At 72.4% G+C, this 22,953-nt stretch carries 24 protein-coding genes and 1 pseudogene; 14 read left to right on the forward strand and 11 right to left on the reverse strand.

Annotated elements, in window-relative coordinates; translation table 11 throughout:
* Nucleotides 1-114: 114 nt before the first annotated feature.
* The 3 genes from ACWF79_RS03055 (at nucleotide 115) to ACWF79_RS03065 (ending at nucleotide 2,102) form a co-directional block, all read left to right on the forward strand.
* Nucleotides 115-330, forward strand: a complete 216-nt coding sequence (locus ACWF79_RS03055) for a hypothetical protein (protein WP_453726294.1) — start codon at nucleotides 115-117, stop codon at nucleotides 328-330.
* Nucleotides 327-530 carry a hypothetical protein gene (locus ACWF79_RS03060; protein WP_453726603.1) on the forward strand — a complete coding sequence of 68 codons (204 nt, stop codon included), beginning with the start codon at nucleotides 327-329 and terminating at the stop codon, nucleotides 528-530. The genes ACWF79_RS03055 and ACWF79_RS03060 overlap by 4 nt, the downstream gene beginning before the upstream one ends.
* 90 nt (nucleotides 531-620) lie before the next feature.
* Nucleotides 621-2,102: an alpha/beta hydrolase gene (locus tag ACWF79_RS03065; RefSeq protein ID WP_453726295.1), complete on the forward strand. Its 1,482-nt coding sequence runs from the start codon at nucleotides 621-623 to the stop codon at nucleotides 2,100-2,102.
* A gap of 274 nt (nucleotides 2,103-2,376) precedes the next feature.
* On the opposite strand, the gene murQ is transcribed toward ACWF79_RS03065, so the two are convergent.
* A complete protein-coding gene (murQ, locus tag ACWF79_RS03070) occupies nucleotides 2,377-3,309 on the reverse strand; it encodes an N-acetylmuramic acid 6-phosphate etherase (RefSeq protein ID WP_453726296.1) in 933 nt (310 codons plus the stop codon).
* Nucleotides 3,310-3,345: 36 nt separating this feature from the next.
* Nucleotides 3,346-4,194 (reverse strand): MurR/RpiR family transcriptional regulator, encoded by an 849-nt coding sequence (locus tag ACWF79_RS03075; protein ID WP_453726583.1) that lies wholly within the window; start codon nucleotides 4,192-4,194, stop codon nucleotides 3,346-3,348.
* Nucleotides 4,195-4,495: 301 nt separating this feature from the next.
* Between ACWF79_RS03075 and ACWF79_RS03080 the strand changes: the two genes are divergently transcribed.
* On the forward strand, nucleotides 4,496-4,852 hold the full coding sequence (locus ACWF79_RS03080; RefSeq protein ID WP_453726297.1) for a hypothetical protein: 357 nt from the start codon (nucleotides 4,496-4,498) through the stop codon (nucleotides 4,850-4,852).
* Nucleotides 4,849-5,118, forward strand: a complete 270-nt coding sequence (locus ACWF79_RS03085; protein ID WP_453726298.1) for a DUF4031 domain-containing protein — start codon at nucleotides 4,849-4,851, stop codon at nucleotides 5,116-5,118. Before ACWF79_RS03080 ends, ACWF79_RS03085 begins: the two co-directional genes overlap by 4 nt.
* 9 nt (nucleotides 5,119-5,127) lie before the next feature.
* Here the strand turns inward: ACWF79_RS03085 and ACWF79_RS03090 are convergent, their stop codons facing one another.
* The 3 genes from ACWF79_RS03090 to ACWF79_RS03100 all read right to left on the reverse strand — a co-directional run bounded on the left by ACWF79_RS03090 (nucleotide 5,128) and on the right by ACWF79_RS03100 (nucleotide 9,528).
* The gene (locus ACWF79_RS03090; protein ID WP_453726584.1) at nucleotides 5,128-6,345 is read right to left on the reverse strand and encodes a Cmx/CmrA family chloramphenicol efflux MFS transporter; all 1,218 of its coding nucleotides are present in this window, start codon (nucleotides 6,343-6,345) and stop codon (nucleotides 5,128-5,130) included.
* Between the two features lie 161 nt (nucleotides 6,346-6,506).
* Nucleotides 6,507-8,726, reverse strand: a complete 2,220-nt coding sequence (locus tag ACWF79_RS03095) for an FG-GAP repeat domain-containing protein (protein WP_453726299.1) — start codon at nucleotides 8,724-8,726, stop codon at nucleotides 6,507-6,509.
* Between the two features lie 103 nt (nucleotides 8,727-8,829).
* Nucleotides 8,830-9,528 (reverse strand): HD domain-containing protein, encoded by a 699-nt coding sequence (locus tag ACWF79_RS03100; protein ID WP_453726300.1) that lies wholly within the window; start codon nucleotides 9,526-9,528, stop codon nucleotides 8,830-8,832.
* 194 nt (nucleotides 9,529-9,722) lie between these two features.
* On the opposite strand from ACWF79_RS03100, the gene ACWF79_RS03105 reads away from it, so the two are divergent.
* From ACWF79_RS03105 to ACWF79_RS03115, 3 genes are all read left to right on the forward strand, one after another.
* A complete protein-coding gene (locus tag ACWF79_RS03105; RefSeq protein WP_453726301.1) occupies nucleotides 9,723-10,049 on the forward strand; it encodes a hypothetical protein in 327 nt (108 codons plus the stop codon).
* A gap of 64 nt (nucleotides 10,050-10,113) precedes the next feature.
* On the forward strand, nucleotides 10,114-10,425 hold the full coding sequence (locus ACWF79_RS03110; RefSeq protein ID WP_453726302.1) for a DUF2087 domain-containing protein: 312 nt from the start codon (nucleotides 10,114-10,116) through the stop codon (nucleotides 10,423-10,425).
* Nucleotides 10,422-11,054, forward strand: coding sequence for a LysE family transporter (locus ACWF79_RS03115; protein ID WP_453726303.1), 633 nt, complete (start codon nucleotides 10,422-10,424; stop codon nucleotides 11,052-11,054). Before ACWF79_RS03110 ends, ACWF79_RS03115 begins: the two co-directional genes overlap by 4 nt.
* A 36-nt stretch (nucleotides 11,055-11,090) precedes the next feature.
* Here the strand turns inward: ACWF79_RS03115 and ACWF79_RS03120 are convergent, their stop codons facing one another.
* From ACWF79_RS03120 to ACWF79_RS03130, 3 genes are all read right to left on the reverse strand, one after another.
* Nucleotides 11,091-11,378, reverse strand: a complete 288-nt coding sequence (locus tag ACWF79_RS03120) for a hypothetical protein (protein WP_453726304.1) — start codon at nucleotides 11,376-11,378, stop codon at nucleotides 11,091-11,093.
* Nucleotides 11,379-11,488: 110 nt separating this feature from the next.
* A complete protein-coding gene (locus tag ACWF79_RS03125; protein WP_453726305.1) occupies nucleotides 11,489-13,759 on the reverse strand; it encodes a heavy metal translocating P-type ATPase in 2,271 nt (756 codons plus the stop codon).
* An 86-nt stretch (nucleotides 13,760-13,845) separates the two neighbouring features.
* Entirely contained in the window at nucleotides 13,846-14,136 is a 291-nt protein-coding gene (locus tag ACWF79_RS03130; RefSeq protein WP_453726306.1) for a heavy-metal-associated domain-containing protein, read from the reverse strand.
* A gap of 178 nt (nucleotides 14,137-14,314) precedes the next feature.
* Here ACWF79_RS03130 and ACWF79_RS03135 point away from each other — a divergent pair, with 178 nt between their 5' ends.
* Together ACWF79_RS03135 and ACWF79_RS03140 are read left to right on the forward strand one after the other, a co-directional pair.
* Nucleotides 14,315-15,241 (forward strand): hypothetical protein, encoded by a 927-nt coding sequence (locus ACWF79_RS03135; protein WP_453726307.1) that lies wholly within the window; start codon nucleotides 14,315-14,317, stop codon nucleotides 15,239-15,241.
* 51 nt (nucleotides 15,242-15,292) lie between these two features.
* Nucleotides 15,293-15,982, forward strand: a complete 690-nt coding sequence (locus ACWF79_RS03140; RefSeq protein WP_453726308.1) for a copper homeostasis protein CutC — start codon at nucleotides 15,293-15,295, stop codon at nucleotides 15,980-15,982.
* A 28-nt stretch (nucleotides 15,983-16,010) separates the two neighbouring features.
* Here the strand turns inward: ACWF79_RS03140 and ACWF79_RS03145 are convergent, their stop codons facing one another.
* Both ACWF79_RS03145 and ACWF79_RS03150 read right to left on the reverse strand, forming a co-directional pair.
* Nucleotides 16,011-16,853: an MBL fold metallo-hydrolase gene (locus ACWF79_RS03145; protein WP_453726309.1), complete on the reverse strand. Its 843-nt coding sequence runs from the start codon at nucleotides 16,851-16,853 to the stop codon at nucleotides 16,011-16,013.
* A gap of 124 nt (nucleotides 16,854-16,977) precedes the next feature.
* Nucleotides 16,978-17,130 (reverse strand): annotated as a pseudogene (locus ACWF79_RS03150) (SDR family oxidoreductase); the annotation flags it as partial.
* Nucleotides 17,131-17,318: 188 nt separating this feature from the next.
* On the opposite strand from ACWF79_RS03150, the gene ACWF79_RS03155 reads away from it, so the two are divergent.
* Nucleotides 17,319-18,218: an aminoglycoside phosphotransferase family protein gene (locus tag ACWF79_RS03155; protein WP_453726310.1), complete on the forward strand. Its 900-nt coding sequence runs from the start codon at nucleotides 17,319-17,321 to the stop codon at nucleotides 18,216-18,218.
* Nucleotides 18,219-18,307: 89 nt separating this feature from the next.
* The gene (locus ACWF79_RS03160; protein WP_453726311.1) at nucleotides 18,308-18,988 is read left to right on the forward strand and encodes an esterase/lipase family protein; all 681 of its coding nucleotides are present in this window, start codon (nucleotides 18,308-18,310) and stop codon (nucleotides 18,986-18,988) included.
* A gap of 38 nt (nucleotides 18,989-19,026) precedes the next feature.
* Here the strand turns inward: ACWF79_RS03160 and ACWF79_RS03165 are convergent, their stop codons facing one another.
* Nucleotides 19,027-21,075: a HelD family protein gene (locus ACWF79_RS03165; RefSeq protein ID WP_453726312.1), complete on the reverse strand. Its 2,049-nt coding sequence runs from the start codon at nucleotides 21,073-21,075 to the stop codon at nucleotides 19,027-19,029.
* A 243-nt stretch (nucleotides 21,076-21,318) separates the two neighbouring features.
* Here ACWF79_RS03165 and ACWF79_RS03170 point away from each other — a divergent pair, with 243 nt between their 5' ends.
* Nucleotides 21,319-21,495 carry a hypothetical protein gene (locus ACWF79_RS03170; RefSeq protein ID WP_453726313.1) on the forward strand — a complete coding sequence of 59 codons (177 nt, stop codon included), beginning with the start codon at nucleotides 21,319-21,321 and terminating at the stop codon, nucleotides 21,493-21,495.
* Nucleotides 21,496-21,582: 87 nt separating this feature from the next.
* The gene (locus ACWF79_RS03175) at nucleotides 21,583-22,911 is read left to right on the forward strand and encodes a hypothetical protein (RefSeq protein ID WP_453726314.1); all 1,329 of its coding nucleotides are present in this window, start codon (nucleotides 21,583-21,585) and stop codon (nucleotides 22,909-22,911) included.
* The last annotated feature ends 42 nt before the right edge of the window (nucleotides 22,912-22,953 follow it).

Below are 22,953 nucleotides of genomic sequence, written 5' to 3' on the forward strand. Positions count from 1 at the left end.
CAACTCCCGCTTGCACATCTGGGGTTGTTGGGGCTGCACCACTGTTCCCCAGTCTTCTCCATCCGGACACTCGGTGTAGTCGAAACCGATACACAGAGTGGAAAGGTCCGTAAAATGCCTACTTCGCTTGAGCGTCTCCAAGCCGTTCAGGAAGTCGTCAGTCAGCTCAGGGGTGAGTTCGACGCCCTCGGTGTCGCCCTGCCCTCCCTCGGGGTCGACCCGCTCACGATGGCCGGGACCGGGGAGGCGTATCCGCTGGTCGAGCTGGGGCGGTGCAATCTCGACACCGCCTTGCGGCTCGCGGCCGTCCTGAACGAGGTGCGTCGGTGAACGTCGGGGCGTACGTCATCGACTCCCGTGACGGGCGGATCGGGCGGGTCATGGGGTGCGTGGGGCCCTGTGTGCAGCTGAGGCCGCCCGGTGGCGGGCGGGAGTGGGGCTGTCCGGCCGAGCTGCTCAGTCCCGCACCGCCCGGGGAGGTGCTCCGGGCCCGGGTGCGGGCGATCAACCGTGACGGGCGACTGCCCTGAAGTCCCCAGGCAGCAGGTGGGGTTGACCCCACCCGCGATCCGCCTGCCGACCGGATGGGGTGTGAGTGGCTGATCGAAGAGGCTGCTCCCATGACGACTTACGGACGCACCAGCCTGGTTCTCGCCCTCTCGGCCGCCGCCGTCGCGGCCACCCTCACCGTCGCCCCCGGCGCCACCGCCTCGGGCTCCGCCGCGCCCGGCCTCTCCTGGAAGCCGTGTGGACCGGCCGGCCTCGGGCAGGAGTGCGCCACCCTCTCCGTACCGCAGGACTACGCCGACCCGGACGGCCTCCAGCTCTCCCTGGCCGTCTCCCGGATCCGCAGCGAGCGGCCCGAGGCGCGGCGTGGGACGCTCGTCGTGATCCCGGGCGGGCCGGGTGGTTCGGGGGTGCAGCGGCTCTCGCAGAAGGGCGCGGCGCTGGTCGGGGAGCTGGACGGGGCGTACGACCTGGTGGCGTTCGACCCGCGTGGGGTCGGCGGGAGTTCGACGGCGAACTGCGGGCTGGACCCGGACGACCGGCGGATGGTGACCCTGCGGTCGTGGCCGGCCGCCGACGGGTCGATCGACGAGAACGTCGCACGGTCCCGGCGGACAGCCGAGGCCTGCTTGCGCAACGGCGGTGAGCGCCTGCGCAGCTTCACGACGGCGAACCAGGCCCGGGACCTGGACCGGTTCCGGCAGGCGCTCGGGGAGGAGAAGCTCTCCGCGTGGGGCGTGTCGTACGGGACGTACGTGGGGGCGGTGTACGCGACGAAGTACCCGCAACGCACGGATCGTTGGGTTCTGGACAGCAGCGCCGACCCGAACCCGGAGCGCGTCGCGCGGGGGTGGCTCGCGGACATGGCGAAGGGCGCGGAGGACCGCTTCCCGGACTTCGCGAAGTGGGCGGCGGACCCGGCCAGAGGTGACCTGCGTCTGGCAGAACACCCGTCTGACGTTCGCCCGTTGATCCTGGCTCTCTCGACCCGCCTGGATCGCGAGCCGAAGGAGTCGACCACGCCGGGTCTTCCGCTGACGGGCAACATTCTCCGGCAGGCGCTGCAGAACGCCCTCTACTCCGACACCGCGTTCGCGCCCTTCGCGGAGCTGGTCCGGTCGGCCCGGGACCCGAAGGGCACGCCGGTCCTGCCCGCGCAGTCCTCCGCCCCGATGCCGGACTCGGACGCGGCGCTCAGCGTCGCCGTGATCTGCAACGACGTGAAGTGGCCCGGTTCGGTCCGCGCCCACGAGCGCGCCGTCGCCACCGACCGCGCCCGCCACCCGCTGACGGCGGGCATGCCGGTCAACATGACCCCGTGCTCCTTCTGGAAGTCCCCGGCCGAGAAGCCGACCCGGATCACCGACCGGGGCCCCTCCAACATCCTCATGATCCAGAGCCTCCGCGACCCGTCCACCCCGCACGCGAGCGGCCTGAAGATGCGCGAGGCCCTGGGCGCCCGAGCCCGCCTGGTCACCGTCGACCAGGGCGGCCACGGGATGTACCTGGGCAACGGCAACGCGTGCGGCGATGCGGCCGTGACGACGTTCCTGAAGACGGGGGAGCGGCCGGCGGGGGACGCGTACTGCGGCTAGATACGCCGGATGATTCCGACGATCCCGATGTTCCTTGGTCACCGCGCCGCCGTTTGGCCGGATCAGGTGCCTTCGCCACCAGCCTCTCGAACTCCGGCGTCACCCGCGCGACCGTGCCCGGGCCGAGGACGATCTGGTACGTGTCGTCCTCCACCACGCCCATCACCGACGGCAGGGCCCGTCCCGCAGGGCCCGGGGGATCGCGGCGGCGAAGGCGTGGTTCTTGTCGTCCGTGCTCGTGTGCGGTTGTGGTGCCTTGCTGCGCGGGGGAGCTTCAGGGGGTCAGGGCGGCGCGGAGGTGGCCCTTTGACGTGCGGAGGCGCCGGTCGGCGGTCTTGGCATCGACGTCGGCGAGAATCATCAGGATCGCCGTCTTCACCTCGCCGTCGGCCTCGGCGAGCGCCGACTCGATCTGCTCGTCCGGCGCTCCGGTGGCGAGGGAGACGATCCGGCGCGAGCGGGCCTGGAGTTTGTCGTTGGAGGCGCGGACGTCGACCATCAGGTTTCCGTACGTCTTGCCCAGCCGGATCATCGTGATCGTCGAGATCATGTTGAGGACCAGTTTTTGGGCCGTGCCCGCCTTCAACCTGGTCGAACCGGTGAGGAATTCGGGGCCCGTGACGATCTCGATGCCGTGCTCGGCCGCCGCTGCGAGCCCACTGTGGGCGTTGCCGGACAGGCCGATCGTCAACGCGCCCTTCGCACGGGCGTGTTCGACCGCCCCGATGGCGTAGGGGGTACGGCCCGAGGCGGAGATCCCTACCACCGTGTCGTCCGGGGTGAGGTCGAGTGTGTCGAGGTCGGCGGCTGCCAGTTCGCGCGAGTCCTCGGCACCCTCGACCGACTTCACCATCGCCGACGGGCCGCCCGCGATCAGGCCGACGACCTCCGAGGGGTCGGTGTTGAAGGTGGGCGGGCACTCGCTGGCGTCGAGGACGCCGAGCCGGCCGGCGGTGCCCGCGCCCGCGTAGATCAGCCGGCCGCCGCGCGCCATCCGCTCGGCGGTGGCGTCGATGGCGGCGGCGATGCGCGGCAGCTGCGCGGCGACGGCGGCGGGGACGGTCTGGTCCTCGGCGTTCATCGTCCGGGCGATGTCGAGGGTCGGGAGCTGGTCGATCTCCGCGAGCTCGGGCCGGAACGCCTCCGTGGTGAGGGTGGCCAGCTGGGCGCGCAGTTCGGAGTACGCGGCAGAGGAAGCAGAAGACACGTGCGGCTCTTTCGGTGCTCTGGTCAGCGGGTGCGGTCAGCGGGTGCGCGGGGAGTGGCGGTGCGCCAGGGCTTCGTACGAGGCCGCGAGGGCAGGTGCCGCCGTCTCGTACGTACGCTGGGTGACGCAGGTGAACAGGCAGTCCACGACGAGGAGTTGGCTGGTACGGGAGGACATGGCGGCGGGTCGCAGTTCGCTCTCGCGGGCGGTGGAGGTGGTGAGGATGTGGTCGGCGTACTGCGTCACGGGCCCGTCCGGGCGGCCGGTGATGGCGACGGTCGTCGCGCCGTGGTCGAAGGCGACGCGCAGGGGTTCTATGACGTCGCCGGTCGAACCGGAGTGGGTGATGGCGATGGCCACGTCGCCGGAGCGGAGCTGCACGGCGTTGGTGACGGCGAGGTGCGGGTCGCTGTGCGCGTGGGCGAGGAGGCCGATGCGCAGGAGCTTCTGGACGAGGTCCTGGGCGACGAGACCGGAGGCGCCGACGCCGTAGACGTCGATCCGGCGGGCGGTGGCGAGGGCGGCGACGGCGGCGCCGAGCTGGACGGTGTCCAGGCCGGCGGCGGTGTCGGCGAGGGTCTGCTGCTCGTCGTAGGCGAGCTTGGCGACGACGTCGGCCACGGGGTCGTCCACGGCGATGTCGGCGGTGACGGAGGGCGCGCGGCCGGACTGCTGCTGGGCGGCGAGGCCGGCGAGGGCGAGGCGGAGGTCGCGGTAGCCGGGGTAGCCGAGGAGGCGGGCGGTGCGGACGACGGTCGCCTCGCTGGTGCCGGTGAGCTCGGCGAGACCGGTGACGGTGAGGGCGGCGCAGCCGGCCGGGTCCCCGGCGACGGCCTCGGCGACGCGCTGCATGGACCTCGTCATGGACGGTGCGAGCGTCCGCACCTTGGCCGCGAGCGCGGCGGGCGCGGGCGGGGCGGCATCGGCCGTGCCACCGAGCGCGGGGGCGGTGCCGCCGGCGCCGGTGCCCGGAGCGGGGCGGGACGCGGCGGAGGGCGGCGCGGAGGGCGGGGCCCCGGGCGCGGGCACCTGGCCGCTGAAACTTTCCTTCACGTCATTGGTCACACCTGAAAGATATTTTCGGAGGTAGGGGCCGTCAAGACCTCGTCGGCCCCTACCCTTCCGGGACGGCCCCGGATGCGGAAGGCACCTTCGCCCCTGAGGCTTGTCGGGTGACAATGACTCCATGGACGACATCGACCCGCTGGAGCAGGCGCTGCACGCCGCCCGCGCCCTGGTCCTCGCCGATCTCGCGGCACGCGACGTGGCGGCGGCCGAGGTCGTGTCACTGGTCGAGGACGCCGTCACGCACCGGCGCTGGTGGGTCGAGCAGTGGCCCGAGGGCATCACGTACGTCGCCGGCCTCGTCGCCCAGGACGTCCAGGACGCCCTCCTGGAACGGTACGGCCGCTGGCCCCTCTGCCCGGTCTGCTCCACGGGCGACCCGCACGCCCTGGACGTCGAACCCGAACTCGGCCCCGACCCGCACTGGGTCTGCGGCAAGGCGGGCGTGGTCGTCGCCCCGGTGGGCGGCCTGAAGTGACCCTCTACATCGACCCGCCGACCTGGCCGGGCCACGGCCGCATGTGGTCGCACCTGGTCAGCGACGTCTCCCATGACGAGCTCCACGCCTTCGCCGCCATGATCGGCGCCCCGCCCCGTGCCTTCGAGCGCGACCACTACGACATCCCCTCGGACCGCTACGCGGACGCGGTGGCGGCGGGCGCGGTCGAGGTCGGCTCGAAGGAACTCGTCCGCCTGATCACGGAGGCGGGACTGCGGCGGCCCAAGGGCCGTTCGACGGCCTGAGCCGACCGCTTACGCAGCGTCCGACGGCGTGAGGGGCCTGTCGGCCGTCGTGGACGGTGCCGAGGAGGCCACCACGCGGGAGCCGGACTTGTTCAGGCGGAGTGCGAGCGCGGCCGTGGCCAGGGCCACCACCGTCATGGCCGCTCCCGCCCACGCCGTCGCGGCGAAGCCGTGGTCCGCGTCGATGACGGTGCCGCCGAGCCAGGGGCCCGCCGTGTTGCCCAGGTTGAAGGCGGCCGTCGTCGTGGCGCCCGCCAGGGTCGGGGCGGCGCCGGCCACGTTGAACATGCGGGCGTTCAGCGCGGGGGCCGTGTAGAAGGCCGAGACGCCGAGGAGGAAGGAGAGGGTCACCACGGCGACCGGGCTGGAGGCGAAGAGGGCCAGGGCCACCAGGAAGACCGTCGAGGCCGTGATGCCGCTCAGCAGGACCCCGAAGAGGTGGGCGTCCGCGACCCGGCCGCCGATCGTCGTACCGATCAGCGCGCCGATGCCGAAGAGGCCGAGGATCCCGGAGACCCAGCGCGTGTCGATCCCGGCGACGTCCGTGATGACCGGCGCGAGGTACGAGAACGCGCAGAACACGCCGCCCGCCGCGAGCGCCGTGATCACGATCGAGAGCAGCACCTGGCGGTCCCGGTAGATCGACAGCTCCCGCTTGAGGCGCGGCTTCGTCTCGGGCAGGGGGATGTGGGGGATCCGGGTGATCACGCCGACCAGCGCGATCGCGGAGGCCGCGCCGACCGCCCAGAACGCGGCCCGCCAGCCGAGGTGCTCGCCGAGGAAGGCGCCTGCCGGGACGCCGAGGACGTTGGCGATCGAGAGGCCGCCGATCATGACCGCCATCGCGCGCGCCCGGGAGGTCACCGGGACCATGGCGATGGCGACCGCCGCTCCGACCGCCCAGAAGCCCGCGCAGGCGAGGGCGCTCAGGACGCGGGAGGCGAAGAGGACGGCGTAGTTCGGCGCCAGCGCTCCGGCGACCTGGCCCAGGCCGAAGACCGTGATCAGGGTGACCAGTGTCGTCTTGCGGGGGAGGCGGAGGGTCGCGACGGCCAGCAGCGGGGCGCCGACGACCATGCCGATCGCGAAGGCCGAGATCAGGAGGCCCGCCCGGGGGATCGAGACGTTCATGTCGTCGGCTATCGGCGGCAGCAGTCCGGACAGCATGAACTCGCTGGTGCCGAGTGCGAAGACCGAGAGGCCGAGGATGTAGACGGCCAGCGGCATGCGGGTGCGGCTGCGGGTGTCGGACGGTGCGGTGCGCTCGGTGGAGGTTGACGGCATGACATGCGTCAACCCGGGTTTTGTGCCTGTCATTCCCTGGGGCGGGAGTGTCTCGCCATATGAAACGACGGCCCACCCCAGGGGCGGGCCGTCGTTTCGGTGCGTCAGAGGACGTGGTTGCCCGCGTCGCCCACGTACGGCAGGGACGCGCGCTGCCTGGTGCGCAGCGGCGCGCGCCAGTCGCCCGTACCTCCGTAGAGGTACTGGGACGACGTGTTGAGAGCGACCAGATCCGCGCGGCCGTCACGGTCGCCGTCGCCGATGGCGACGAGGTGCTGGTACGTGTTCCAGCCCGCGCCGACCTTGGTACGCGCCGCGAACGTGCCGTCGCCCCTGCCCAGGTACAGCCAGAGGACACCGGCCTTGTCCCGGGCGAGCAGGTCGCCCGCCGTCGCGCCGGCGATGTCGCCGGCGGCCACGAGGTCGTTGTAGATCCCCCAGCCGCTGCCGATCTTCGTCCGCGTGGAGAAGGGGGCGGTGGCGGAACCGGTGCTCTTGTAGAGCCAGAGCGCGCCCGCCTTGTCGGTGGCGAGCAGGTCCGGGCGCCCGTCGCCGTTCAGGTCGCTGCCGGCCGCGATCTTGTCGTAGATCTGCCAGCCGCCGCCGACCTTCACGCGGGTGGCGAAGCCGCCCAGGCCGTTGCCCTGGTACAGCCAGAGCACACCGGTCTTGTCGCGGGCCACGAGGTCGCCGACCGCCGAGCCGCCGAGGTTCCCCGTCGCCTCGATCCGGTCGTAGATGTTCCAGCCTGCGCCGAGCAGCTGACGTGACTCGGCCGTCAGCTGGCCGTACTCCTTGTAGAAGGTGGTGTCGCTCCGCCACAGCCTGCCGGCGGTGTCGCGGAAGAGGACGTCCGGGTGCCCGTTGTCGTCGAAGTCGTGCGGCACGGTCTTGCGGACGACCTTGAAGGTGCCGGATGCGGACGTGGCCGGGCCGATGCCGTTGAGCGGCTCCACGTCGAGGCGCCAGGTGTACTCGCCGTTGTAGGCGCTCGTGAGGGTCGGCCCGGTGTCGCCCTTCCAGCGGAACGTCGCATTCGGGGTCTGCGGGTGGTGGACCGTGAGCTCGCGGCTCATCCCGGTCCGGACGTGGCGCAGCGTGAGCGTCGCCGCGAAGCTGGTCCGGGACATCGGGAAGCTGAACTCCGCCGTGCCGCCGTTCTGGTCGAGGTCGACCAGGGCGGGGATGCCGGAGCCCTCGATGACGACCTTGGTGGGCTCGCCGGTGGTGGCGACCATGCTGACGGCCGGAGCCGCACCGTCCGCACCCGCCACGATCTTGTACACGCCTTCGCCCTGGGCGACGGTGCCGCCGCGTACGTACAGGGCGTCGGGCGCGGCGGAGGACGAGGTCAGGTGGTCGAGCAGCTTCACCTTCGCGCCGGTCGCCGGGTCGTAAGCGGTGAGGGCGTACAGCGGGTTGATGTCGCCGTTCGCGATGCCGCCCGCCTCGCCGTACACCACCCAGCCGCCGACCAGGCCGATCTGGAGGTCGCTCGTCCAGGCCGTGTCGATCGGGACGACCTGGACCTTGTCCGTGGCCCGGTCCAGGAGGAAGACCATCGGGCGGCCGGTCTCGTCCCCCTCGGTCCAGGCGATGTGCGTCTCGGAGACGGCGATGTCGCCGCCTGCCGAGCCCGCCGTACGGTCGTGGATCTCGTCGACGGTGCCGGTGTCGAGGTCGATCAGACCCCACTTCTTCGCCGTGCCGTCGGTGAAGGTGACGAGGGCGTCTTCCGGGGTGCCCTGGGCGACGGCGATGTCGGTCGCCCCGGCCGGGAGGCCGGTCACGGTCACGGTGCCGTTGCCCTCGGTGGGGTGCGTGTGCTTCCGCAGCACGGTGCCGTCCGCGGACTTCGTGAACACCGCGTTCGCCGCCGCACCGACGAACGTGGCTCCGCCGGCGGTCGACCCGACGGGGACGTCGAGGATCGACATGGTGCTCAGGTTCCGGACGGTGACCTGGTAGTTCCCCACGAGGACCAGGTGGTCCGTGGTCTGCGACGACCGGATGTAGGTACGGAACCCGTAGCCCGTGGCCGTACCGTGCTGGAGCGACCGCACCGCCGTGGTCATGGATCCGGCGGCCCGCGAGGTGATGTGTGCGAGCCCGGCGTCGATCAGCTTGGCGTCCTTCGGGAACGAGATCGGCGCCGCCGCGGTGTTCGTCGCAGCCGCGTCCGTCGTCGTCGTCGAACCAGTCGCACCCGTCGCCGCCGGGGCGGCCTGCGCCGGGGCCGTCAGCGCGCCCGCTCCGAGCGTGACGGCGAGGACGGTGGTGGTGGCGGCCAGGAGGCGCCGCCGGGTCCAGCGAGCTTGGGGCACGTGCTGTTCTCCCTCGGATGCATCAGGCGCACCGTGCGCCGCACCAGAAGGGACTCGTGAGCGGGTGAAAGGTTGTACGGCCGTCGCGACTCTTCTCGGGACCTCAGCCCTCCAGCTCCGCCAGCTCCCCCTCCAGGTTCCGCCGCGCCCGCGCCTCCCACGCCGTCGCGCCGTACGGCGTGCGGAACAGGCGGGGCAGGGCGAGGAGTTGACGCAGGACCGCCGCGCGGCCCTGCCGGAAGGCGTCGTCCGGGACGAACGCGTACTCCTCGCGGACCGCCCGCGCGTACCCCCCGTACGTATCCTCGTCCGTCGCCAGGATCGCCAGGTCCGCGTCGCACAGGAGCTCGCCGTTGACGTCGCCGTCCGCCGGGTCGTGCGTGACCGTCAGACGGACCAGGCGGGCGACCTCCGCGACCTCGTGCGCGGTCAGGCCCGCTTCCGTCAGGGCCTTCTCGGCGAGGGTCGCCGAGCGCTCCTCGTTCTCGGAGCGGTCCGGGCGGTAGACCGCGTCGTGGAACCAGGCCGCCAGGCGTACGAGCTCCAACTCCCCGCCCTCGCCGCCCTGTTCGGCCAGTTCGTCGACCCGGTCGAGGACCGCCCGCAGGTGGTCGACCGTGTGGTACCTGCGGTGCGACTCGGACCAGCGTGCCAGCAGGTTCCGGCCGTACGCCTCCGGGTCCGGGCGGTCCGCGAGTTCACGGCCCGCGTCCGAACCGGCCGTGGCCTCGTGGCCGGTGCGGGCGGCCCGCAGGGTCGACGTCCAGCGGGTGAGGAGCGCGTCGTTCACGTCTGCGGTCATGGCGGAATCCTCTCTCGTCCCGGCCATGATCGCCGCGATGTCCGGCGCCCCGAGTCCGCCCCGCAGCCGGACAAGGTCTCCGTCTGACGACCTGCCGATCCACCACGCCAGGGGCCGTCCGAACTCATCGGGCGGCCCCTTCTGCTCATCCACCGCTAGCTCGTTCGGTCTCGCCGCCGTGCGACGGGAGGGGGGTGCTGCTCGACTGGGAGCACCCCATCCCCACGCAGAACGGGAGCGTCACCATGGCGGTCATCGTCGTCATCGAATTGCCGGGCGTCACGAAGGATCAGTACGAGAAGAACTACAGCAAGATCCACTCCGCGCCGTGGTGGCCGGTCGAGGGCTTCGTCTCCCACGCGGGGGCGCCGGCCGACGGCGGCTGGTTCGTCGTGGACATCTGGGAGTCGATGGAGGCGTTCCAGGGGTTCAGGGAGAAGGCGGGGCCCATCTTCCAGGAGGTCGGGATGCCCCAGGTCGAGCCGAAGATCTACGAAGCGGTGCACGTGGACATCGGCTAGCCGGAGCGGGGCTCCGGGGAAAACCCTTTGCCGGGCCGAGACCGTGCACGCCACGCTACGACGCATGACTTCCCATCCCGTATCGAGCCCGGTGGCGGACCTGTTCTCCGCCGAAGGGCGCCTGAAGGCGATTCCGCGCAGGGCCCCGCGCCGGGCGCAGCTTCTCGCGTATCTGGCGGAGAGCCTCTTCGAGCCGTCCCGCTCCTACAGCGAGCGTGAGGTCAACGACGCGCTGCTCACGGTCCACGAGGACTTCCCGGCCCTGCGCCGCTACCTCGTGACCGGCGGCCAGCTCTCCCGTACGAAGGACGGCGCCCGCTACCGCCGACAGCAGCAGCCCGGCTCCCTCGGAGGCGCGATCCCCTCCGTCGCGTGAGCGGCGCGGTGGTGGCCGGTCTGGTGGCCGGCTACGGCATCGCGATCCCGGTCGGCGCGGTGGGCGCCTATCTGGTGGCGGTCACGGCACGCACCGGCTGGCGTACGGGAGCGGCCGCGGCGCTCGGCGTCGCGACGGCGGACGGGGTCTACGCCCTCGTGGCCATCCTCGGCGGTTCCGCGCTCGTCCCGCTGCTCGCCCCGGTGACGACCCCGCTGCGATGGGTCTCGGCGGTGGTCCTGGTGGTCCTGGCGGCGCGCTCGGCGTGGACGGCGGTCCGGGCGTACCGGGCCCGGGCGCAGGCGTCCCGCGACGGCGACGACGCCGAGCGGCCCCTCACCCCGCTGCGGGCGTACGGCACGTTCCTCGGCATCACGATCCTGAACCCGATGACCGTGGTCTACTTCGCGGCCCTGATCCTCGCGACCGGCCCCGCGGGCCCGTCGACCGCTCTCGACCGTACGGCCTTCGTGCTCGCGGCCCTGGTCGCCTCCGCCAGCTGGCAGCTCTTCCTGGCCTCCGGGGGCGCGCTCCTCGGCCGCGGGCTGACGGGGCCGAAGGGCAGGCTCGGGACGGCGCTGGTGTCGAGCGCGCTCATCGCGGGACTGGCCATCCACCTCGTGAGCTGACCGGATCCCCCTCGCAGAGGGGCGGCCGTCACGTCGTCATCGGCGCGGTGAGCGCGACGCCACCGTGAGCGCGACGGCGAGCGTGACGACCGCCCCGGCCGCCATGACGCCGCGCCGGGAGCGCCAGGACATCACCGACCAGCACGACTGGGCGGACAGCAGGGACCCGGTGCTCAGCCAGGAGCCGACGGAGGCCACGGAGGCGGCCGAGCCGACGGAGCCGACGGAGAGCACCGAACCGACGGATCCGACGGACAGGACGGATCCCACGGAGCCGATGGAGAGCACGGAGTCCCTCGACCAGAGGGAGAGCGCGGCAGCCATGCTCCGATCGTAGGCGCCGCGAGGCCCCAGGGCCTGCCGGCGTGAACTGCCGGAACCCCGGGGCCCGTCCCTGGCCGATCTGACGGCCCGTCGTACCGTCCGTCGACCCGTCACCTGTCGGCGGCCTGGAAGCCGCGCAGGCGCAGGCTGTTGCCGACCACGAAGACCGAGGAGAACGCCATCGCGGCGCCCGCGATCATCGGGTTGAGCAGGCCCGCCGCGGCGAGTGGCAGGGCGGCCACGTTGTAGGCGAAGGCCCAGAACAGGTTCGAGCGGATCGTGCCGAGCGTGCGCCGGGAGAGCCGGATCGCGTCGGCGGCGGCCCGCAGGTCCCCCCGTACGAGCGTCAGGTCGCCGGCCTCGATCGCGGCGTCCGTGCCGGTGCCCATGGCCAGGCCCAGGTCGGCCTGGGCGAGCGCGGCGGCGTCGTTGACTCCGTCGCCGACCATGGCCACCGAACGCCCCTCCTCCTGGAGGCGCTTGACGACATCGACCTTGTCCTGCGGCATGACCTCGGCGATGACCTCGTCGATGCCGACCTCGGCGGCGACGGCCTCCGCGACCGCCTTGTTGTCGCCGGTCAGCAGGATCGGGGTCAGACCCAGGCCGCGCAGCCGACGGATCGCCTCGGCGCTGGTCTCCTTGACCGCGTCGGCGACCTCCAGGACCGCGCGGGCCGCCCCGTCCCAGGCGACGACGATCGCGGTCCTGCCGGACTTCTCCGCCGCGTCCTTCGCGGACCTCAGCGAACCCGGCAGCTCCATCGCCCACTCCGCGAGCAGCTTCTCGCGGCCGACGAGGACCGCGTGGCCCTCCACGACGCCCTGGACGCCGAGTCCGGGGAGGTTGGCGAAGTCCTCGGGGGTGGGGAGCGTACCGACCTTGGCGGCGGCGCCGGTCGCGACGGCCTGCGCGATCGGGTGCTCGGAGGAGTGCTCCAGGGCGCCCGCGAGCCGCAGTACGTCCGACTCGTCCACGCCCGCCGCCGTGTGGACCTTGAGGAGCGTCATCCGGCCGGTGGTGACCGTACCCGTCTTGTCCAGGACGATCGTGTCGACCTTGCGCGTGGTCTCCAGGACCTCCGGGCCCTTGATCAGGATGCCGAGCTGCGCGCCGCGACCGGTGCCGACCATGAGGGCGGTCGGCGTGGCCAGGCCCAGGGCGCAGGGGCAGGCGATGATCAGTACGGCGACGGCGGCGGTGAAGGCGGCCGTGAGTCCGGAGCCGGTGCCGAGCCAGAAGCCGAGCGTGCCGAGCGCGAGCGCGATGACGACGGGGACGAAGACGGCCGAGATCTTGTCGGCGAGGCGCTGGGCCGCCGCCTTGCCGTTCTGGGCGTCCTCCACCAGCGCGGCCATCCGGGCCAGTTGGGTGTCGGCGCCGACGCGGGTGGCCTCGACGACGAGCCGGCCGCCGGCGTTCAGGGTGGCGCCGGTGACGGAGTCGCCGACGCCGACCTCGACCGGCACGGACTCGCCGGTGAGCATCGAGGCGTCGACGGCGGATGAGCCCTCGACGACGGTGCCGTCGGTGGCGATCTTCTCGCCGGGGCGGACCAGGAAGCGCATCCCGACCTGGAGTTCGGCGGTGGGCACCGTCACCTCGGCCCCGCCGCGCAGGACCGTCACCTCCTTGGCGCCCAGCTGCATCAGCGCCTTGAGGGCCGCGCCCGCCTTCCGCTTGGAGCGGGCCTCGAAGTAGCGCCCCGCCAGGATGAAGGCGGTGACGCCGGCGGCGGCCTCCAGATAGATGTTCCCGGCGCCGTCGGTACGGGCGATCGTGAACTCGAAGGGGTGGGTCATCCCCGGCGTACCGGCGGTGCCGAAGAACAGCGCCCACAGGGACCACAGGAACGCGGCGATCGTGCCGACCGAGATCAGGGTGTCCATGGTCGCCGCGCCGTGCTTGGCGTTGGTCCAGGCAGCCTTGTGGAAGGGCCAGGCGGCGTAGACGACGACCGGCGCGGCGAGGGTGAGGCTGAGCCACTGCCAGTACTCGATCTGGAGCGCCGGGATCATCGCCATCGCGATGACGGGGACGGCGAGGGCGACGGCGGTGACGAGCCGCTGCTTGAGGGGCCGTAGCTCCTCGTCGGCCTTCTCCTCGTCGGTGGTCCCGCCCTCGCCGCCCAACTCGGCCTGAGGGGGAGTGGGCTCCTGGGCGGTGTAACCGGTGGCCTCGACGGTGGCGATCAGGTCCTGGACGGAGATGTCGGCGTCGGCGTCGAAGGTGACCTTCGCCTTCTCGGTGGCGTAGTTGACGGTGGCCTCGACCCCGTCCATGCGGTTGAGCTTCTTCTCGATCCGGGCGGCGCACGAGGCGCAGGTCATGCCGCCGATGGCGAGCTCGACCTGGGCGGCGCCTGGGGTGGTGGTGGTCATTTCCTGCTCCTCGGTACAGCGGGTGCGGGGCCGGGGCCCCTGGGCGGACGGGCCCCGGCGGCCGGGATGCGGCGTGGACCGCGCGGTCAGGCGCGGCCGGTGAGGTCGTAGCCGGCGTCCTCGACGGCGGCGGCGATCGCGGTGTCGTCGGGCGCTCCGCCGGTGGTCACGGTCACCAGACCGCCGGCGACGTCGACATCGACGGAGATGACGCCGTCGAGCGCGGAGACGGAGGTGGTGATCGCGGTCCTGCAGTGTCCGCAGGTCATGCCGGACACGGCGTAGACGGTGCTGGTGCTCTCGGCGACGGCGGTGGCCGTGGTGGCCTCGCCCGTGCTGGTGGAGCAGCTGCCGTCAGGAGTACAGCAGGAACCCATGTCTTCCTCCTCGGATGGGGCGATACCCGGTGGGGGTATCCCGAACTGAGTCCAATGTATACCCCCAGGTGGTATCAGGCGCAAGGGCGGACCCGGCTTGACTTGATACCCCCTAGGGGTATCGTGAAAGGCATCGGAGTACGCGCACGACCACATACGTACGTACGGGAGAGCAGCCATGAACACAGGAGTGAGGATCACCGTCTTCGCCGCCGCGCTCGCCGCGACCTTCGGGACCGCGTACGGCGTCGGCACGGGCGTCGGGCCCGTGGGCGAACCGGCGAAGGCCGGGAACGGGGAGCACGCGACCGCCCACGCCGAATCGGGGTCGGACGCGGCGGCGAACGCGCCCGCGGCCGGGGGCCTCCAGGTCTCCGAGGGCGGCTACACGCTGGCCCTGGAGACGCCGACCCCTGCGCAGGGGCGGAGCGTCCTGAAGTTCTCGGTCAAGGACGCGGACGGCAGGAAGGTCACCGCCTACACCACCGAGCACGGCAAGGAACTGCACTTCATCGTCGCCTCGCGCGACCTCACGGTCTACCGCCACCTGCACCCGGTGCGCGCGGCGGACGGCACCTGGTCGACCCCGGTCGACCTGCCCGCCGCCGGCGGCTACAAGGCCTTCGCCGACTTCAAGCCCGCGGGCAAGAACGCCAAGGGCGTGACGCTGGGCGCCGACCTCGCCGTACCTGGCGCGTACGCACCGAAGCCGCTGCCGGCCGCCGCGCCGACCGCGCCCGTGGAGGACGGCTACGAGGTCCGGCTCGGCGGGACGCTCCGCCCGGGGCGGGCGGGCGAGCTGACGCTCACGGTCAGCAAGGACGGGAAGCCGGTCACGGACCTGGAGCCCTACCTCGGCGCGTACGGCCATCTCGTCGCCCTGCGCGACGGGGACCTGGCCTACCTCCACGTCCACCCCAACGAGGGCGGTCCCGGCCCGGACGTCTCCTTCACGGCGACGGCGCCGAGCGTCGGCACGTACCGGCTGTTCCTCGACTTCCAGCACGGCGGGAAGGTCCGCACGGCGGCCTTCACGGTGCACGCCGGGCCGAACCAGGCCGCGGATGAGGCGTCGCACGATGCGGGAGGGCACGCGCACGGCTAGGGTGGTCATTGGACTAGACCTGTAGCCGTCATTCATGGAGGAATGGGCTCGATGAGCAACCGTGCAGTCCTTGAGGTGATCGCCCTCGACGAGGAGGACGCGGTCGCCGCCCAGGCCGGTGGAGCGGACCGCCTTGAGCTGGTCACCGACATGGCGGCCGACGGGCTGACCCCGTCACGGACCGGCTTCGCCGCGATCCGCGCCGCCGTGGACATCCCGCTGCGCGTGATGCTCAGGCTCGCGGACGGCTTCGCGGCGGGCGACATCGACGCGCTGGTGTCCCGCGCGTCCGACCTCCGGGAGGCCGGCGCGGACGAGTTCGTGCTCGGCTTCCTGACGGCGGACGGCGACGCGGACCTGGTGGCGGTGGAGCGGCTCATCGCGATCCTCGACGGCTGCCGGTGGACGTTCCACCGGGCGATCGACCGCGCCGCCGACCGCGACGCGCTGCGCAAGCAACTCGCCGACCTGCCGGGCCTCGACACCTACCTCACGGCGGGCGCGGCCACCGGCGTCGACGACGGCCTCCCCGTCCTCAAGGCGGAGGCCGGCCGCTCCGGCGAGCCGGGCTACGAGCCCCAGATCCTGGTCGGCGGCGGCCTCCGCCTCGACCACCTGCCGGAACTCCGCGCGGCCGGTCTCGACGCCTTCCACATCGGCGGCGCGGCCCGCCCGAACGGCTGGAAGTCCCCGGTCACCACGGACGCGGTCCGCACCTGGCGCGAGGCGCTGGACGCCTAGGGGAGCCTCTCGACACCTCTAGGCCACGTCACGGCACCACCGGCTTCGCCGTCGCCGCGATGATGTTTTCGAGGAAGTCCTGGCCCGGTTCCTCCCAGTAGGGCAGCTCCGGGACCTTGCGGACGAGGTCGAACGCCTCGTCGATCAGCTCGTGGTGGATCGCGGGGCCGTGGCAGGACGCCGCCGTGTCGATGTCGAGCTCCTGGACGCGGTCCACGTGCTTGTTGAACTTCGTGGTGTCCAGCCACAGATGCCAGGGGTGGTTCAGCCGGTTGCCCAGGAGCATGCCGTCGCGCCAGGCCTCCCGGTCCAGGTCGGCGGCGTCCTCGACGGGATGCGGGAGGGCCGTGGCGAAGGTGTCGGCCGCCCAGTAGACGCGCGTCGTCGGGTCGAACAGCCCACGCGTCGTCGGGTTGTCGAAGAACGGCGGCCTGATCGCGAGGAGTGTGCGGTCACCGGCCGGGAAGCTCTCGCCGTCACGTACCCAGCGGGAGCGGTTGAACGGCATCCAGAACTCCTCGGTGTCGATGGCGTAGCGGGCCATCGAGAACCAGGTCGTCACCAGGGTGGCGTGCGGGCAGGCGGCCATGACCTCACGGACGTTGCCGGCGTGGTCGTGGTCGTCGTGGGTCAGGAAGACCCACCGGACGTCGGCCGGATCGACGAGGCTCCAGGCGTGATCCAGCCACTGCTGCCGGTTGGAAGGCGCACCGGTGTCGACGAGCACGGGCTCGCTGCCGGTGATCACCATCGAGTTGACGTAGAACATGCCGACCGGCGGCGCCTCCAGCAACTGCGGAATGACATAGGTCTCGGGCGCGACCTTGTACGGCTCGACCTTCGGCGCAAAGATTCCTTCGGCGCTGGTCATGGCCCCGCCTCCTCGTGACGGTATGCGTGACCGAGGGGTCCTCCCTCCATCGTGCGCACGTCACGCGGGCGGGCACCACCGCAGCCGCGACCCTCTGCGCCCGGCACGATCCGAACGAGAGGCCCTAGCGGCCGCCGGCCACCCGCAGGATCGTGCCCGTCGTGTACGAGGCGTCGGTGGACAGGAGCCAGGACACCGCCGCCGCGATCTCGTCCGGGCGGCCCGGGCGGCCCAGGGGGATCGTCGCCGCCGCCGTCGCCTCGGCGGCGCCCGCGTCCCGTACGTACCCGAGCGCCAGATCGTTGCCCCTCGGCGGCCAGACGTACACGGGTCGCCGCGCCGATCCCCCGGCTGCCACCGGTGGCGACAGTCGTACGGGACATGGTGTTCCACCCTTCTCGCGGTCGCGCCGCCCCACCGTAAATCGTTCGCCGCCCCGGTCGGCCGCTGGCTACCCTCCCCGGCATGGTCGACCTCGTGCGCAGACTGATCGCCGCCCAGTTCCCGCAGTGGGCGGAGCTGCCGGTCACCCGCGTCCCGTCGGCCGGCACGGACAACGACATGTACCGCCTCGGCGAGCGCCTCGCGGTCCGGCTGCCCAAGAACGCCGGGACCGCCGGGTCCATCGCCAAGGAACAGCGCTGGCTGCCGCACCTCGCCCCGCACCTGCCCCTGCCCGTCCCCGTGCCGGTGGGCCACGGCGTGCCCGGGGAGGGCTTCGGGCTGCCCTGGTCGGTGTACGACTGGCTCGACGGCGCCAACGCCTACGACGAGCCGATTGTCGACCTCGCCCACGCCGCCGTCGAGTTGGGCCGCTTCGGTGCCGCGATGCGCCGCGTGGACGCGAACGGCGGCCCGAGGTCCTTCCGGGGCGGTCATGTCACCGAGTGGGCGGACGGCGCCATGGAGAGCGCGATCCAGGGCCTCGGCGCGGAGGGCCTCTTCGACGCCGGCCTCGTGACCGGCGCCTGGGAGTCGGTGCTGCGGCTGCCGCAGTGGGTCGGCCCGCCCCGGTGGGTCCACGGCGACCTGCTGCCGGGCAACCTGCTGGCCCGCGACGGCCGGCTGAGCGCCGTCATCGACTTCGGAGCCGTCGGCACGGGCGACCCCGCCTGCGACATGATGGCCGCCTGGACCCTCCTCACCGCCGACACCCGCCCCCTGTTCCGGGAGGCGGCTCAGGTCGACGACGCGACCTGGGCCAGGGGGCGCGGCTGGGCGCTGTGCTGGGGTGTGGTGACGGAGCACCACTACCGCGCCTCCAACCCGGTCCTCGCGGCCGTGGCCCACCGCTCGTGGTCCGAGGCGCTCACGGAGTTCGAGTTCGAGGTGAACGAGCAGCCTGCCGACGGCGGCAGGTCGTGAAGTTTTCGACCGCGCGGGGCTGTTCATCGCTGCCCACGGGCCTCACCATGCACCTGACTACTCGTGCGTAACGCCTCGTAGGGGGAAGCGTGTTGAGACTCCGTGTCAGTTTCGTGGCGCTGCTGGCCCTGGTCACGTCCGTCCTCGTCGCCCAGGGACCCGCCCAGGCCGCCGCCCGTACCCCCGTCGTCTTCGTCCACGGCTACAACGCCGACCCGGGAGTCTGGGGCAGCCTGCGCGAGGACCTCAGGGTCGACGGGTACACGGACGCCGAGCTGTTCTCGTTCGGCTACGACACCCACCGGTCCGTCAACGAGGCCGTCGCCGGCGAACTGGCCGCGTACGTCGAGGACGTGAAGCGGCGGACCGGCGCGAGCCGGGTCGACCTCGTCGCCCACTCCTTCGGCAGCCTCGTCACGCGCTGGTACGTGAAGTTCGGCGGCGCCGGCCAGTCGTCCGTCGCCCACTGGGTCTCCCTCGCGGGCCCCAACCACGGCACCAGCACCGCCTGGGCCTGCGCGCTCTGGGACCAGGCGTGCCGGGACATGACCCCGGGCTCGTACGTGCAGAAGAAGCTCGCGGAGGGCGACGAGACCCCGGGGTCCGTCCGCTACGCCACCTGGTGGTCGAACTGCGACGAGGTCATCAACCCCGACAGCAGCGTCCCCCTGGCAGGCGCCACCAACAACGCGGCCGGCTGCCTCGACCACAACGCCCTCCTGGGCGACGACGGCGTGTCCCAGGGGATCCGCGCCTTCCTCCGCGCCTAGCCCGACCGCCCTGGCCCGACTGCCCTCGACCGCCTGCCCTATCCCAACTGCTCGGGCAGCGGTGAGGAGTGAACGACCGTCAGCCCCGAGACGGCACGCGTCAGTGCCACGTACAGCCGCCGCAGGCCCGTCCGCTCGTCCGGTTCGCCGTCCACGACGGCGGCCGGGTCGTCCAGGACCACGTAGTCGTACTCCAGGCCCTTGGCGAGGGAGGCGGGGACGAGTGTCAGCCGGGACTCGGCCGTCGTCTCCTCGCCCGGGGAGAGGTACGCGAGACCGGCGCCGGTCAGCGCCTCGGCGAGCGGCGCGATCCGCGCGTCGGCGGCGATCAGGCCGATGGAGCCCTCGTGCTCCAGGGCCTCCAGGCAGGCGGCGACGACGCCCGCGTCCAGGTCCCGCGGCTCGCGGTGGCGGATCGACAGCGAGCCCGGGTTCTCCCGGACCGACTCGACGGCCGCGAGCCCCGGGGACATGTGCGGCAGCAGCCTCGACGCGTACGCGATGACCTCGCGCGGCACACGGAAACCGGCGGTCAGCTCCTCCACGACGGCCTCCGGCTTGCCCAGGTGCCCGAGGGCCTCCGGCCAACTCCCGGTCGCCCAGGGCGTGGTGCCCTGCGCCAGGTCGCCGAGGATCGTCGCCGAACCCGTGGTGCACCGGCGGCCGACGGCCCGGTACTGCATCGGGGAAAGATCCTGCGCCTCGTCCAGGACCACGTGCCCGAGCGAGTGCGTACGCTCCACGAGGTCCTTCGCCTCGTCGATCAGGACGGCGTCCGCCGCCGACCACTTCGCCGATTTCACCGACCGCGCGGGCTTCGCCCACAGCAGCAGCTTCTGCTCGTCGTCGGTCAGGACTCCGGCCGCGTGCTCGGCGAGGAAGTCGGCGTCGCTCAGCAGCCGCAGCACCAGCTTCGCCGGGTCGACCGGCGGCCAGAGCGTCTTGACGACCGCCTTCACGGCCGCGTTGCGGGCCACCGCGTCCTGCACCCGGTCGTCGGGTGCCTCGCCCGCCTGCTCCATGCGGACGAGGACGGTGTGGGCGATGCGCTGCGGGAGGGCGTCGCGGGCGGCGCCGTAGCGGATGTCGCGGTCGAGCAACTCGCGGACGATCTCCTCCAGTTCGTACGCCGGGACGCGCCAGCGGCGTGAGCCGCGCACCACGACCAGCGGCTCCGTCGGCAGGGTGACGTGCGCGCGCACCGCCCGCCGCAGCACCTCCGCCATCCGCGCGTCCCCCTTCACGAGCGCCGTCGCCGCCTCGTCCGTACCCCGGACCTCGACGTGCGCGACGAGATCGTCGACGGTCGCCTGCTGCACCTCCAACTCGCCGAGGGCGGGCAGGACCTGCTCGATGTAGTGGAGGAAGGACCGGTTCGGCCCGATGACGAGCGTGCCGGTGCGGGCGAGCCGCTCCCGGTGCGCGTAGAGGAGGTACGCGACCCGGTGCAGGCCGACGGCCGTCTTTCCGGTGCCGGGTCCGCCCTGCACACAGACCGTGCCGGAGAGCCCGGACCGTACGATCTCGTCCTGCTCGGGCTGGATGGTGGCGACGATGTCCCGCATCGGCCCGACGCGCGGCCGCTCGATCTCGGCCTGGAGCAGCTTGCTGGTCTTCTCCAGCTCTTCGGGGTCGGAGAGGTGCTCGTCCTCGTACGCGGTGAGGTCACCGCCCGTGTAACCGAACCGGCGGCGAAGGCCGACGTCCTGCGGGTCCTTCCTGGACGCCCGGTAGAAGGGCTGGGAGACGGGCGCGCGCCAGTCGATGACCATGGGGTCGCCGTCGGCGTCGTGGACGTGCCGACGCCCGATGTAGACAGTGCCGATCGAGCCGCCTCCGGCGGCGGGTTGCCCCTCCTGCGTGGAGTGCAGGTAGTCGAGCCGCCCGAAGAAGAGGGGCGTGTGGGAGAGGTCGGCGAGCGCCTTGATCCGCTCCTCGATCTGGCGGCCGAGGACGGCGGCGTTGACCCAGTTCGCGGTGACGTCCTTGATGTCGAGCGCCTCGACGTCCTCGCGCATCGCGCGCAGGGCGGCACGCGAGTCGGCGAGATGGGCGCGCTCGCGCGCGAGCGGGTCGGACGAGGACATGCGGAAGCCTCCAGATGCGCGTGCATGACAGGGCGGCCGCCGGTTTCCGACCGGTCGGCGGCGCTCCACGAGGGGAGGCGGGGAAGTCGGAGAGTGTAACTTCCGCGTACGGCCAGGGGCGAATGGTTTTCGCGTGCGGGGCACATGAGGACGACCCGTAGGGGACGGGGTCCGACCCGAGAGGGACCCGGGTTCCACCCCGGGGCCGATGTGTTCGGAATGTCCGAAATCCATCATGGAGTCATGACCACAGCGACCCTGAACCCCGGCCTCCCCCGTTCCCACCGTCTCGGCCTCGCGCTCCGCGCGATACGCGCCTACGGCGGCGCCGCCGTGAGCGTCGTCCTGCTCGGCGAACACGGCCCGCGCGAGGCCGGCGTACGCGACCCGCGCCCCGTGTACGCGGCGCGAGGCGACTGAGCACCGGCCCCGTACAACTATTCCTCGCCCGTGTCGGTCTCCTGTTCGCACCGCACTCCCCCGGAGCAGTGAGGAACACAGGAGATCATGAGAAAGCTTTCCGCCGGCCGCGTCGCGCGGCTCGCCGCGAGCGTCACCGCGGCCGGCCTGGTCACGGTCGGCATGGCCGCCGGGCCCGCCGCAGCCTCCAGCGACCAGCTGTGGATCGTGTCGCCCTGGGAGCTCGCGCTGCCCAAGGCCGTCGACGGCCAGCAGGCCAAGGACACCACCGTCGCCCTCGGCCTGTACCACGACAACGCCAACTACCAGGTGACCGACGGCAAGCTCACCGTCGACGTCTCCGGGCTGACCGGCGTCGCCGACGTCACCTGGCCGGAGAACTGCGCCCCGACCGGCACCACCGCCGTCTGTTCCTTCCCCGAGGTGCCGCTGACCGGCGAGGCCCCGGTGGAGGTGAAGGTCCGCGCCGCCGTGGGCGCCGAGAGCGGCGCCACCGGCCAGATCACGTACGAGGCGACGGCGACGACCAGCTACGGCACCATGGTCGCGCCCGGGAGCACGACCACGATCCGGGTCGCCTCCGGCCCCGACCTCGTGCTGAACCAGCCCGCACCGGTGACCGGCGTCGCGCCGGGCAGCACCGTGCAGGTGCCGTTCTCCGTCGTCAACAACGGCAACGAGCCGGCGAACGGCGTCGACGTGTACTTCTACGTCACCCGCGGCCTGGAGCTCGGCGCCGTCGCCCCGCAGTGCACCAGCACCCCGCTGGGCGAGGGCGAGCCGCTCACCAAGGTGGAGTGCGCGTTCGACGACGTCGTCGCGCCGGGCGGCTCGTTCACCCTGCCGTCGGCGCTGCAGGCGAAGGTCGCCCCGTACGCGCTCGGCGAGCGCATCGACATCGGCGCCAACGCCCGCGGCGGCGTCACGGACCTGGAGCCGGGGAACAACGGCTGGGTCGCCCAGATCACCGCGACCAACACCGCGGACTTCGCGGTCCGGGGCGGGCGGTACACCGCCGCCGCCGGCGAGACCGTGCGTGCCGACGTGACCTTCCGTAACCGCGGCCCGGCCTGGGTCGCCAACCTCGGCTCCGGCGACCCGGTCGGCTCGGTGGAGGTGGCGATCCCGCGGGGCGCCACCGCCACCACCGTGCCGGACGCCTGCGAGCCGCGCACCGCGGACGGCGGCTGGTGGGAGAGCGAGGTGCGCACCGGCGCGCCGCGCTACGTCTGCCAGCTCCCGATGTGGGTGGCCGAGAAGCAGACCGTGACGTTCGGCTTCGACCTGCGGGTCGACACCGTCGTGACCGGTGCGAAGGGCGCGATCACGCTGAAGCCGCCGTACGGCACCTCGTTCCCGTTCGACCCGAACGCCGCGAACCACCAGGCGAAGCTGGTCCTGAACCCGGCCGCCTGACGGCCGCGTCCGAAGGCCCGGTCCGTGACAACGGACCGGGCC

The organism is Streptomyces sp. NPDC054975 (assembly GCF_053609105.1).